11 protein-coding genes are annotated in these 12,120 nt (G+C 47.9%); 4 read left to right on the top strand and 7 right to left on the bottom strand.

Going from position 1 to position 12,120, the window contains the following annotated elements; translation table 11 throughout:
• Positions 1-73: 73 nt before the first annotated feature.
• Both uvsE and AC58UW_RS18005 read right to left on the bottom strand, forming a co-directional pair.
• Positions 74-1,030: a UV DNA damage repair endonuclease UvsE gene (gene uvsE, locus AC58UW_RS18010; protein ID WP_497421990.1), complete on the bottom strand. Its 957-nt coding sequence runs from the start codon at positions 1,028-1,030 to the stop codon at positions 74-76.
• 82 nt (positions 1,031-1,112) lie between these two features.
• Positions 1,113-1,412, bottom strand: a complete 300-nt coding sequence (locus AC58UW_RS18005; RefSeq protein WP_497421989.1) for a hypothetical protein — start codon at positions 1,410-1,412, stop codon at positions 1,113-1,115.
• Between the two features lie 201 nt (positions 1,413-1,613).
• Here AC58UW_RS18005 and AC58UW_RS18000 point away from each other — a divergent pair, with 201 nt between their 5' ends.
• The gene (locus AC58UW_RS18000; RefSeq protein ID WP_497421988.1) at positions 1,614-2,135 is read left to right on the top strand and encodes a hypothetical protein; all 522 of its coding nucleotides are present in this window, start codon (positions 1,614-1,616) and stop codon (positions 2,133-2,135) included.
• Between the two features lie 158 nt (positions 2,136-2,293).
• On the opposite strand, the gene AC58UW_RS17995 is transcribed toward AC58UW_RS18000, so the two are convergent.
• The 3 genes from AC58UW_RS17995 to AC58UW_RS17985 are packed head-to-tail and all read right to left on the bottom strand — an operon-like array spanning position 2,294 to position 4,823.
• Entirely contained in the window at positions 2,294-2,611 is a 318-nt protein-coding gene (locus AC58UW_RS17995; protein ID WP_497421987.1) for a hypothetical protein, read from the bottom strand.
• Positions 2,612-2,617: 6 nt separating this feature from the next.
• Complete coding sequence (locus tag AC58UW_RS17990) at positions 2,618-3,760, bottom strand: D-alanine--D-alanine ligase (protein ID WP_497421986.1); 1,143 nt, start codon at positions 3,758-3,760, stop codon at positions 2,618-2,620.
• 43 nt (positions 3,761-3,803) lie between these two features.
• A complete protein-coding gene (locus AC58UW_RS17985) occupies positions 3,804-4,823 on the bottom strand; it encodes an amidase domain-containing protein (RefSeq protein WP_497421985.1) in 1,020 nt (339 codons plus the stop codon).
• Positions 4,824-5,115: 292 nt separating this feature from the next.
• Here AC58UW_RS17985 and acnA point away from each other — a divergent pair, with 292 nt between their 5' ends.
• Positions 5,116-7,833, top strand: a complete 2,718-nt coding sequence (acnA, locus tag AC58UW_RS17980; protein WP_497421984.1) for an aconitate hydratase AcnA — start codon at positions 5,116-5,118, stop codon at positions 7,831-7,833.
• 225 nt (positions 7,834-8,058) lie between these two features.
• Complete coding sequence (gene sleB / locus AC58UW_RS17975; RefSeq protein ID WP_497422030.1) at positions 8,059-8,691, top strand: spore cortex-lytic enzyme; 633 nt, start codon at positions 8,059-8,061, stop codon at positions 8,689-8,691.
• A gap of 74 nt (positions 8,692-8,765) precedes the next feature.
• On the opposite strand, the gene AC58UW_RS17970 is transcribed toward sleB, so the two are convergent.
• Together AC58UW_RS17970 and AC58UW_RS17965 are read right to left on the bottom strand one after the other, a co-directional pair.
• On the bottom strand, positions 8,766-9,656 hold the full coding sequence (locus AC58UW_RS17970; RefSeq protein ID WP_497421983.1) for a cation diffusion facilitator family transporter: 891 nt from the start codon (positions 9,654-9,656) through the stop codon (positions 8,766-8,768).
• 92 nt (positions 9,657-9,748) lie between these two features.
• Complete coding sequence (locus AC58UW_RS17965) at positions 9,749-10,492, bottom strand: IclR family transcriptional regulator (RefSeq protein ID WP_497421982.1); 744 nt, start codon at positions 10,490-10,492, stop codon at positions 9,749-9,751.
• A gap of 310 nt (positions 10,493-10,802) precedes the next feature.
• On the opposite strand from AC58UW_RS17965, the gene AC58UW_RS17960 reads away from it, so the two are divergent.
• Positions 10,803-11,804: an alpha/beta hydrolase gene (locus AC58UW_RS17960; RefSeq protein ID WP_497421981.1), complete on the top strand. Its 1,002-nt coding sequence runs from the start codon at positions 10,803-10,805 to the stop codon at positions 11,802-11,804.
• Positions 11,805-12,120: the final 316 nt, after the last annotated feature.

The following is a 12,120-nucleotide window of genomic DNA, read 5'->3' as shown; positions in this document are numbered from 1 at the left end:
ATTATGCGTCATTCTTACCCATTCTCCAAAGTACCCCATTTTGCCAAACATTTCAAGAAATAATTCTAAGCCGTTACAGCTGGATCGAGGCTTGATCGAGGATAACTACTCCTTCCTGGAGCTTAAAATCCTCCATAAGACGAAATAGCGCTTCATCCTTCATCTTCGCTTCAATCATGATATCAAGCCTTGGGGTAACAGGGGCAATCGCACGAAGAAAAACAAGAAGTGGCCCAACTTCCACATAATCGGCATGGCTTCTCGGATCGGTCTCACTTTTGGGGCTTGAGACGTGAATCTTCGGCGGGAGTTCGTTTGTCCAGGTTTGTTGAATACGCGGCCACAGCTCTGCGGCATCTTCCCCCTCGTTGTTCACCGTATGATGATGAACATCCAGAACCATCGGAACCCCTACTGCTTCAGCAATTTCCAGCGTTTCTAGCGCATTGAATGTTTTATCGTCGTTCTCTAGCGTAATCCGCTTTTGAATCTCGGGGCGCAGCGTGGAAAAGTTGTGAATAAATCGCTTTGCCGCTTTCTTCTTATCCCCATACGAACCGCCTACATGGATGTTGCACATAGCCTCCGCGCCAAGCCCCATCGCATTCAGCATCGCGTTATGCCGTTCCAGATCCTGGACGGACTTCAGCAGTACATCCTCTTTCGGTGTGCTGAGGACAGTGAAGTGGTCTGGATGAAAGCTGACGCGCATGCCCGCCTGCTTGGCATAGGCGCCAAGCTCCTCGAATTCCGCTGAAAGCGTTGGGATGGGGTCCCAGTCCCCTAACATTTCATGCCCGATAAGGGGGATGAATCTAGAGGAGAAGCGGAACACCATGATATCGTGAGCCCGGTTATGCCGCAGCAATCTCAATGTATTATGCAAGTTCTCCGCACCCAAGCGTTCCAGCTTCCGGATGGCAGCCTCCTGGTCCAGCAGCTTGCTGAAGTTGGTGACTGTCATTGTTTTGGACGGTGAAGCATTTTTGACAACCGTCGACATCGCCACATACCCAAGCCGAATAATCATGCACATGTAACCCCCAAGAAAGTTCAGGTAAAAATCCTGTGTTAGGTTACCCTTTTTCCAGTTGCCACATTCACTAGAATGACTAGGAAAGTGCAGCAATAATTTTAAAGCCGCAATAAGCCGTTATGGCAATAGGCAGCGGGCTTAACGCAAGCATGCCAAGTTTAGTGGCGCGGTCTTCTTTTTGCAAAGTTAGCAAATTGCCAATCAACCATACGAGGAGATACAGGAGTAATACCCCTGCCGCCATGTACTTCTGTTCGGTTGAAGAAGGGGGCATGAAACCGTAGAAGCCGAAAATCATATAAATAAGCACATACGGCGTCGGTATGCCAAGCACAATATTAAACAGCCAGTAGGCGGTAAATTTCATCTTATTCATCCCTTTGCAGCGAAGTCTACTGAATTAATTGTAGCTCTGGTTGAAAAAGAGAAAAAGTACTAATTTCTTGTAGTACCCATGCGCAGAAAGACCTCGTGGAGAGTAGTGAGGCCTGAAATAGTTTTGTGTAGATAGCTCAGAATTTGCGTTACTTAGGGATATTGGTCGGAGTAGGACGCGTGCGGTAAGGTTGTGGTGGCAGTGGCAGTGGTTGTAGTGGCAGTGGCAGTGGTTGTAGTGGCAGTAATTGTAGTTGTAGTTGTAGTTGTAGTTGTAGTTGTAGTTGTAGTTGTAGTTGTAGTTGTAGTTGTAGTTGTAGTTGTAGTTGTAGTTGTAGTTGTAGTTGTAGTTGTAGTTGTGGCGGAGGTGCTGATGCATGCAGGGGATGTGAATAAGAGCGTTTGTGTGGCAGTGAAGAGAGAATTAGTTAGAGTAGCTAGGCTTTATCTATTAGCATCGGAGCAGCGATATGCATGCGAATGTGGGGCGGTATGCACAGGGGTAGCTGTGAAATGGCAATCCCTTAAGGCTCACTCATGGAAACCGATAGCGCTATTCCATTCCCTATGTTGTACTATGTGCAACGTTATGAGCGCAATTAGCCCTCCACACTCCCCTATAATGTACTTAGTACAACATTATGGGCTGAATTCTGCTGTTTTCGGGCAACAGCGCCAATTTGATTGTACTTTGTGCAACGAAGGCCGCGATTGCAAGCAGTAGACTGCTTTCATGTTGCACAAAGTACAACGAAGCACACAGCATCGCGCCACGGGATGACCCGAGGCTCTCCTCAACCCAAAAAAAACACCGTCCTCATGAACGATGTCTTCTTCTTCCTCTTCTTCTTCCTCTTCTTCTACCTCTTCCTCTACTGCCAACTAAGCTTGGTCGCCAAAAAACATCTCATAAGCAAGCTTCGTCTGTACCTGTGCCTCTTCCTCCGTCAAACGACGAACGAGCTCCATCTCCACTTGCGTCACTTCCTCGCCTTGGAAATTAATTTCCGCGATGGATGCAAGGATTTTGACGATGGCGATCGCTTGATTGTCCGGTGTGTAGGCAATGACCTTCTGCCCCGTCGGGAATACGCGGAAGCCGCTTTTCACCATTTTTCCGCGGCCGTACTCAAGAAGCTCGAAGAGCTCCTGCGCGGACTTGAACTTACAGACTGAGTTAAACTCCGATTGGAATCCCATTAGCATCTACTCCACATCAAAAGAATATTGGATACTTTGCTTCGCTGTATGCCGTTCAACCGCCAGACGAATGAGATCATCCAGCAATTCTGTATATGGTTTGCCGGATTCCTGCCACAGCAGCGGATACATGCTGTAAGGCGTGAAGCCTGGCATCGTGTTGATTTCGTTGATATAGATCTTTTGATCAGCTTTGCCTAGGAAAAAGTCCACGCGGGATAAGCCGCTGCCATCAACAGCCGCGAAGGCTTGAACCGCAAGTTGTCTAACTTGCTCAGCTGTTTCAGCCGGAATATCTGCCGGGATGACCATAGCGGATTTACCATCAATATATTTGGCTTTGTAGTCGTAAAAATCATTCGAAGAAACAACTTCACCTACAACTGACGCTTGTGGTTCATCATTCCCAAGAACAGCTACTTCAATCTCGCGAGCATCGATATTTTCTTCAATAATGACTTTACGGTCATATTGGAAAGCGAAATTAACCGCTTTAATAAGTTCATCTTGATTTCTAGCTTTGGAAATACCAACACTGGAGCCTAAATTAGCCGGCTTCACGAAGCACGGATAACCAATCGCGGTTTCAAGTTCAATGAGGTGATACGCGCGATTCTTCTCCCATTCCGCCCGTGTGAAGTGACGGAAAATACATTGCGGAAGTCCCTCTTGCGCAAAGATTTTCTTCATCATGACTTTATCCATGCCAACTGCGGAGGCAAGCACCCCTGCTCCTACGTAAGGGATATTCGCCATTTCCAATAAACCTTGAATTGTCCCGTCCTCACCAAACGTACCATGCAAAAGCGGGAAAATAACATCTATACTTGTGTCTTTCGTTCCAGCCGCGGCAGAAGCGATAGCTACATCGCCTTTCGCATGAACAGCTCCGAAGATAGGTGCTAAGGCATTAGAAACAGGTGCATTCACGGAGTCTCCATTGCTGAAGGTCAGTACCTCTTTCGATGTAACGGGTGCCAAGAGAGGCGCGCCGCTTTTCCACTCCCCTTTTTTGGAGATGTAAAACGGTATCACTTCATATTTGGTGAAGTCAACAGCTTTCATAACGGCCATTGCGGTTTGCAAAGATACGTCATGCTCTCCAGATTTCCCCCCATAAATTAGTCCAACTCTTATTTTGCCGCTCATTGCTTACCTCCGTCTAGTCGTTCTATTCCTACAAAAATTAGTTTCACATTTCATCTGCAACTCGAACGAAGAAGTATTTGGTCCGCTCCGTCCATGCCGGTGAATCTTTATAAGCCCAATAGCGATTGCGGCTATTATACGTGTGTGCATTGACGAGCGGCATGCCATTAGCATCTTTGCCTGTCACAACAACATTATGCTGATAACGGCCATCGCCATCCCAGTCATAGCAGATTGTGTCGCCAAGCTGAAGTTCGCGCGGGTCATGAACCTCATGACCGTGTAACCCTTTGCGGCTGTGCGCTAAAAAAGATTGCAAGCTATTGGCAACTGCCCAACTGAAGCTCCACAACTCTTGGTTGCCTCTTTTGCCAGCGTACCACCAGCCCAAATCCCTTTTCCCAGTATAGTCCATAGGAGCCCCGCCTGCAAAGAGGCATTGCGATACAAAGTTGGTGCAATCCACTTCAAATTGCTCATATTTCGGGTTCGGTGTCTGCCACCATGTTTCCGCATATTGGACGGCTTTATCGCGATTATAAATGATTTTGCGCGGAACGAATTCCTGGGCTCCGCTGTTGAGTATACTATGGTTGATATAAGGGAGTGAAGGTGCTCTGCGGAGACCCTCCACAAATTCAGCTTGCTCAGAGAAAAAGACGCTCCTCGGCTTATTCGGAAGCGATTGTTCTCCCTGTAAGGATTCTGTACTTCTGACCTGCCAGCGATTCGCTGCACTGTCAATAACGACTCGTTCCGGCTCAATACGCTCCTCCAAGTGGTCAATTGAACCGATTCTGTAGTGGATAAAACGGTGCAGTACGATATCCGCAATAACACCATGCGCAGATTCTCTGACTCCGGTAAGACGCAGCTTCGTTTCACCTCGCAGCAGCTTGGCATTGCGATCGCGAAAACTTTCTAGGAGCCTGCGAACCCTGACCTCCTGCTTACGTACATAAGCGATGTCTGACAAATAGGCTTCCAAAGGTGCTGCAGAGCCTTCGAGCTCTGACTGATTTTTAGCATGGACGTAATTGTAGAGCGCTGTTTTCCAGGACATCGGGGTTACCCTCCTAAAAAGTTTTTTGCTAGGAATGTTGCGTGCGCAGTTGCTTGCTAGGTGTGAAACTTTTATTTATGGAAAGTACGTTTTTGCGGCAAAATAACAGTCATCATAGGACGAGCCCGATTTGCTTTGAATTGATTCAATATATGACATTTGCAGGGTAAAAATGATTGAAATAAATCTTTACTCATACACATCGAAACGCTATACTTGAGTTAGGGGATTAATGAAATTGAGTTTCACTAGATGAAACCAATGGATGAAGATATCAAAGGAGGAATAATCTATGTCCAACAAGGACACTTTTTCTGTGCGCAAGCAGTTAACTGTCGGAACAAACTCGTTCCAATACTACAGTCTTCCTGACTTTGAAAACCAAGGTCACGGTACTGTAAGCAACCTTCCTGTTTCCATTCGTGTTTTGCTTGAAGCAGCTATCCGTCAATTCGACGGCCGTGCGATCACAAGCGAACACGTGAAACAAATCGCCGGCTGGGCTCAAGGCCGTGACGACAACAAAGAAATTCCTTTCATTCCTGCTCGTATCGTTCTTCAGGACTTCACAGGTGTACCTGTCGTCGTTGACCTTGCGGCAATGCGTGCGACAATGGCTCGTGAAGGTGGAGATCCAAAACGGATCAACCCGCTTGTTCCTGTAGACCTTGTTATTGACCACTCTGTCATGGTTGACGCTTTCGGTTCACCGGATGCGCTTGACATGAACATTAACTTAGAATTCGAAAGAAACGAAGAGCGTTACCGTTTCCTTCGTTGGGCACAAACAGCATTCGATAACTTCCGTGCGGTTCCGCCTTCAACAGGTATCGTTCACCAAGTTAACTTGGAGTACCTCGCTTCTGTTGCTGCTACAAAAACGATCGATGGTGAAACGGTTGTTTATCCGGATTCCCTCGTAGGTACTGACTCCCATACAACAATGATTAACGGTTTAGGTGTTGTAGGTTGGGGCGTTGGCGGTATTGAAGCTGAGGCTGGTATGCTTGGACAACCCCTTTACTTCGTAGCTCCAGACGTTGTTGGTTTCAAATTGACAGGCCACTTGGCAGAAGGCGCTACAGCGACTGACTTGGCTCTCACCGTTACACAAATTTTGCGTAAAAAAGGTGTTGTTGGTAAATTCGTTGAGTTCTTCGGTCCTGGTCTGAGCAACATCTCCTTGGCTGACCGCGCAACGGTAGCGAACATGGCTCCTGAGTATGGCGCAACAATCGGTTTCTTCCCAGTTGATAGCGAAACATTGAACTACTTGAGAGCAACTGGCCGTGAAGAAGATCAAATCGCACTCGTAGAAGCTTACTACAAAGCACAAGGCATGTTCCGTACTGACTCCACACCAGACCCAGTCTTCACAGATGTGCTTGAACTTGACCTTGGTTCCGTAGTACCGAGCTTGGCTGGTCCAAAACGTCCGCAAGACCGTGTAGAGCTTACGAACATGAAAGAGTCCTTCAACTCCATCATCCGTACGCCAATCGACAAAGGTGGATATGGTCTGACGGAAGAGAAAATCAACGAAGAAGTTGATGTGGTTTACTCGAATGGCGAGACGGTTAAAATGGGAACAGGTTCCGTTGTAATCGCAGCGATCACTTCCTGTACGAATACATCCAACCCAAGCGTTATGCTAGGTGCGGGTCTTGTGGCTAAGAAAGCAGTAGCTCGCGGTTTGAGAAAACCGGCATTCGTGAAGAGCTCCTTGACGCCAGGATCCCTGGTTGTTACTGAGTACCTCAAGAAAGCAGGCTTGCTTGAGTCCCTGGAAGCACTAGGCTTCCACGTTGCAGGTTACGGCTGTGCAACATGTATCGGTAACTCCGGTCCGCTTCCTGATGAAGTGAGCAAAGCTGTTGCTGACAACGATATGACGGTAGCTGCCGTTATCTCTGGTAACCGTAACTTTGAAGGCCGCGTTCATGCTCAAGTAAAAGCTAACTACCTTGGATCACCTCCACTTGTTGTTGCTTATGCACTTGCAGGCACAGTAAACATTGATTTGGCTAACGATCCAATCGGTTACGACCAAAGCAATCAACCTGTCTACCTTAAAGACATCTGGCCAACAAACCAAGAGATTCAAGAAGCTCTTGGCATTGCAATGAGCCCAGACATGTTCCGTGACAAATACAGCAACGTATTCCGTGCGAATGAGCGTTTCAACGAAATCGCGATTCCAGAAGGCGATCTGTACGAATTCGACACGAATTCCACATATATTCAAGAGCCTCCATTCTTCACTGATTTGGGTACAGTTCTTGACGATATCGCTGATATCCGCAGCGCGAAAACTTTGGCACTCATGGGCGATTCCGTTACAACGGATCACATCTCCCCTGCAGGTAACATCAAAGTTGACAGTCCTGGAGGTCAGTACCTGATCAACCATGGTGTAAAAAGAGAAGACTTCAACTCCTATGGTTCCCGTCGTGGTAACCACGAAGTGATGATGCGCGGAACGTTCGCGAACATCCGTATTCGTAACCAAGTGGCACCAGGAACAGAAGGCGGCGTAACAACTTACCTGCCAACTGGCGAAGTAGAATCCATCTACGATGCATCCATGAAGTATCAAGCTGCAGGCCAAAACCTCGTAGTTATCGCAGGTAAAGAGTACGGAACTGGAAGCTCCCGTGACTGGGCAGCCAAAGGAACATTCCTGCTTGGTGTAAAAGCCGTTATCGCTGAAAGCTTCGAACGTATTCACCGCAGTAACCTTGTAGGTATGGGCGTACTTCCTCTTCAATTCCTTGAAGGAACAAGCTGGAAAACACTAGGTATCACAGGTCGTGAAACATTCGATATCACTGGACTGAGCAATGATGTTCAACCAGGAACGACAGTTAAAGTGACAGCAACTCGTGAAGATGGTACAACTTTCGAGTTCAGCGTACTTGTTCGTTTGGATAGCTTGGTTGATGTGGATTACTACCGTAATGGCGGTATTCTACAAACCGTTCTTCGCCAAATTTTGGCTGAGAAAAACTAAGATAACCATCAAGAAAGCAATACACACACATCTACGAAATCCGGGATTGCCTTAAGGCATTCTCGGATTTTTTGCAATTTTAGAGGCGGCTGTATCCTTAGAGCCACAAGTGATTGACTTACATTGGTAATAACTGCGGGTTGAGCCCCTTATCCTGTCGACCTATAATGGGTAACAGCGAAAGGGGAGATGAAGATGAACTCATTAAAAAGGCTCGTCCTAGTCATGCTGATCGCTTCGATTGGTCTAGGTATTTCAGTAAGCGAATGGAGCCAACCAACTTCTGCCGCAACGGCTACAACGTTGCAGCCAGGCAGTCAAAATGGAGACGTCTGGGATGCTCAGTTCCGTCTTAAAATGTTAGGCTATTACCAACAGCCGCTAGATGGCGTATACGGTCCCGTTACCGCCGCAGCTGTGCGTAATTTTCAATATAATTATGGCTTAACGATTGATGGCATTGTTGGTGCTAATACATGGCAGAGCTTACGTAAGTATTCGGTAAATCAAGCTGATCTTGATATACTGGCGAAAGTAATCTATAGCGAGGCTCGCGGTGAATCCTATGAAGGACAAGTCGCGGTCGGAGCAGTAGTTATGAATCGTCTGAACTCAAGTGAATTTCCGAATACAATCGAAGGGATTGTATTTGATTCTGGAGCTTTTACGGCTGTAAGTGACGGACAATACTGGTTGACGCCGGATAGCACAGCTTATCAAGCTGCACAAGAAGCTGTACGCGGCTGGGATCCAACCGGTGGTGCTCTCTACTACTTCAATCCAAAAACAGCGACAAGCAAATGGATCTGGACACGTCCGCAGACGGTTCAAATCGGCAATCATATTTTTGCCAAGTAAAAAGGAAAACACCTCTCATGTGGCCGCTCCGGATCGGAGTCCCCTAATGAAAGGTGTTTTTTCATGCGTTTAAGTTAAGTAGGCTCCTTGTACCACGGATTTAAATGCACCAGTACCTCGTCCACATCGTTATGGGCTGATTTGATCTTTTGTTTAATGCCGCGAATAATATCATGACCTTCCTGAATGGTTAATGTGCCCGATACGCCCAGCCGCGCGTCGATCAATATGTAGTGTCCGTGCTCGCGTGCTCTCAAGCGGTCAATCCGCTTGATTTCGGGTACAGAACGGATCAACGCCTCGTACTGTTCAATCTGTGTCGTGCTGACACTTCGCTCCATGAGAATACCGAATGAGTCTTGGCCCATTTCATAAGCCAGCTTCAATACCAGAATGGAGACGATAATCCCCGCCACAGGGTCGCCGTAGGCTAGAAATCCATAGCCGAAGCGTTCCCCGAGCAGCGCCAATCCAATCCCGACGGAGGCAGCAATCGACGCGTAGACATCCGCTAAATGATCATAGGCTGTGGCGATCAGCCCTTTGCTGTTCATATTACGACCAACCCGCATCGTGTACACATAAAGAATTTGCTTCCAGATCAGTGAGATAAGCGCTGCGATAAAAGCAATCACGTGAGCCTCACCGGCTGGCTCGAATAGGGCATGAATGGAATGATAACCAATGTATACAGCCGCTCCGGCTAAAATAATCGCGACGATAAAGGCGCCTAGCACCTCCGCTTTGCCGTGGCCATAAGGATGGTCTACGTCTGCGGGCTTAGACGAAACACGCATAGAGCTGTATGCGGTCGCGGTAGCAATTACATCGCCGGCATTATGGATGCCATCGGCTATGAGCACTTGGCTATTGAATAGAAGGCCAACGATAATTTTGATGGCGGTAAGCACAATGTTGCTGGCAAGACTGATCCAGATCGCCAGCATTGAGGCTGTCTTATTCATACTTGCCACTCCCTTCCCTCTTCTAGTATGGCCTCCTAGAAGCAAAAAATCCTCTATCCAAGTACTCGGATAGAGGATTGAAGGACGATGCGCTAACGCAGCATCGTGCCCATGCGCCGCGCCGCTTCCATAATAAGCGGCGCCTGCTCTTGCATCAGCTCCAGCGTAAGCCTGTTCGCTGGGCCCGATACGGCGAGGGCGGCCACAAGCCGGCCCCCGCGGTCTATAATCGGCGCGGACACGGCCGCCGCACCGGGCTCGCGCTCTTCCACGCTCGTGGCGAAGCCAGCGCGCTTGGTGTCGCCCAGCTGCTGCAGGAACGCCTGCTGTTCCAGCCCGGTCGGCCAGTCGGCCGAGGCTAGCAGCTGCTGCTGCACTGCGGGCTCTGCGAAGGCGACGAGCACCTTGCTCGAGGCGCCGACGTAAAGCGGCATTCGCGCCCCCACAGGGGCTACACGGCGAATGGCATGGTTGCTCTGCACGGCTTGGATGCGGATACGCTCCAGGCCGTCTTGCACGTAAAGCGAGATCGTCTCGCCGAGGAGATTGCGCAGTCTTTCCATCTCCGGCAGCAGAATGATGCCGGGGTCTCCCTCTTGGGAGAGGTTGGCGGAAAGCTCCCATAATCGGTAGCCTAGCCTGTATTTATCAGTGGCTGCATCGCGCATAATAAAACCCTTGCCTTCCAAAGAAGCAAGCAGACGATGCACCGTACTTTTATGTAAATCCACGCGACTTGCAATTTCTGTCAACGTCAATTCGGTCGATTCGGTAAAACAGAGCATAATATCCAAAGCACGTTCTACAGCTCGCACCGTCAGCTTATTATCTTCCATGACGAACACCACTTTCATAGTCAACTGTCTGCGGAAGCATCAAATAGTTTCACTATATGAAACCCAGTTATATCTAGTATAACCAAACTCCAACGTTGCGTAAAGGTCAAACATCTGTTTCCTGAATTGTTACAGAAAGGTTACAGAGGCTTTACATTTCCCGCACCCTCATTGACTTGTAAGCGCATTCAGAATAATATTAAGATAATAGATTACTTATCTGAAAATTTAGATAATTATTCCTTTCTCCTTATAACATCTCAGAGCAGCCCATTTGAACACACTACTTTTCTGGAGGGAGGGTACTGCGATGTCATCAACATCACTATCCCCAGGCTCACTTCAACCTACGCTCGAACAGGTCGTTACCCGTCCGCTTTTACGCAAAAAAAGGCTGGTTCTCACCATCCTAATTTCATTCCTGACGTTATGTACCTCTTTGTTGCTTGCTTTTCACGCTTATATTGCCTGGACCCTGGCGCGGCCGCATATTGATCCGCTTCATTCGGATCCCATGAGAGCCGTTGGTCTTCCCTACAGCAGCGTTACGTTCCCAAGTTTGAACGCATCCTCCAATTTAGACGGTTGGTTCATTCCCGCTCCTTCCGACAAAACCGTGATCTTCTCGCACGGCTACGGCGGCAATCGCGAAGAGTTGTGGGTTCCGCTGTATAATTTGGCCCGCGAGCTGCATTTGCAGAATTACAATGTGCTGATGTTTGATTATGGGTATGTTCACCCCGGCAACGAACACGTCATGACCGGTGGCATTCAGGAATCACAGGAGCTGCTCGGAGCGGTTAACTACATTAAGCATTTATCCAATGGTCCTATTTATATCTGGGGCTTCTCGATGGGGGCTGGAACCGCGCTGCAAGCCGCTCTCCAAAATGGTACTGATATCTCAGGGATGATTCTGGACAGCACGTTCATGCTGAATCCGGATACACTCTATCACAATATGAAGCAAGTCGTGAATGTTCCGAAATTCCCATCTCTACCGCTTGTCCGTTTATTTTTCCCTCTCCTGAACGGAGTGAGCTTGCATGAAGTTCCTTATAAAAAGGTCACTTCGACCGCTTATCCGATGCCTATTTATTTCATTCATGGAACAGAAGACTACAAAGCTCCATATGAAATGGTAGAGGACATTTTTAAGGTGCAAACGGATGCGCAATCGAAGCTATGGATCATCCCCAAAGCACAGCACGAGCTGTTATACCGCGCAGAACCTAAAAAGTATGTGCGCAGCACGCTCAGCTTCCTTAATGGCCTGACACCGACACCGAAAGAAGCTGTAGCTGTAAACTGACTCTGGTATTCCCTCCTCCCTATAAAATCGACCCCTTGCGGGGTCGATATTTTTTTGCGGGGATACCAGCACTGTCGGCTAATGGTCTGCAGCTTAGCCCGTCATACTCCGAAGTTGGGGAAGGTAACATGCATTTTGTACATCAAAATTCATGTTACCTCCCCATTCGCGAATAGAATCATGCATTTTGTACATCAAAATTCATGTTACCCACCCATATGCGTGCAGGATCATGCATTTTGTGCATCAAAATTCATGTTACCCACCTATTCGCGTGTAGGATCATGCATTTTGTACATCAAAATTCATGTTACCC

It is taken from the genome of Paenibacillus sp. J22R160 (genome assembly GCF_059692135.1).
Note: the sequence above shows the minus strand (reverse complement) of the source record. Positions and strands in the feature narration are given on the sequence as shown.

Bases quoted from the DNA above. Each gene is read 5' to 3' on its own strand.
- AC58UW_RS17965 (WP_497421982.1), bottom strand. From the start codon at position 10,492: ATGGAAGATAATAAGCTGACGGTGCGAGCTGTAGAACGTGCTTTGGAT.
- AC58UW_RS17990 (WP_497421986.1), bottom strand. From the start codon at position 3,760: ATGAGCGGCAAAATAAGAGTTGGACTAATTTATGGGGGGAAATCTGGA.
- AC58UW_RS17960 (WP_497421981.1), top strand. From the start codon at position 10,803: ATGTCATCAACATCACTATCCCCAGGCTCACTTCAACCTACGCTCGAA.
- sleB (WP_497422030.1), top strand. From the start codon at position 8,059: ATGCTGATCGCTTCGATTGGTCTAGGTATTTCAGTAAGCGAATGGAGC.
- AC58UW_RS17995 (WP_497421987.1), bottom strand. From the start codon at position 2,611: ATGGGATTCCAATCGGAGTTTAACTCAGTCTGTAAGTTCAAGTCCGCG.
- uvsE (WP_497421990.1), bottom strand. From the start codon at position 1,030: ATGATTATTCGGCTTGGGTATGTGGCGATGTCGACGGTTGTCAAAAAT.
- AC58UW_RS17985 (WP_497421985.1), bottom strand. From the start codon at position 4,823: ATGTCCTGGAAAACAGCGCTCTACAATTACGTCCATGCTAAAAATCAG.
- acnA (WP_497421984.1), top strand. From the start codon at position 5,116: ATGTCCAACAAGGACACTTTTTCTGTGCGCAAGCAGTTAACTGTCGGA.
- AC58UW_RS18005 (WP_497421989.1), bottom strand. From the start codon at position 1,412: ATGAATAAGATGAAATTTACCGCCTACTGGCTGTTTAATATTGTGCTT.
- AC58UW_RS17970 (WP_497421983.1), bottom strand. From the start codon at position 9,656: ATGAATAAGACAGCCTCAATGCTGGCGATCTGGATCAGTCTTGCCAGC.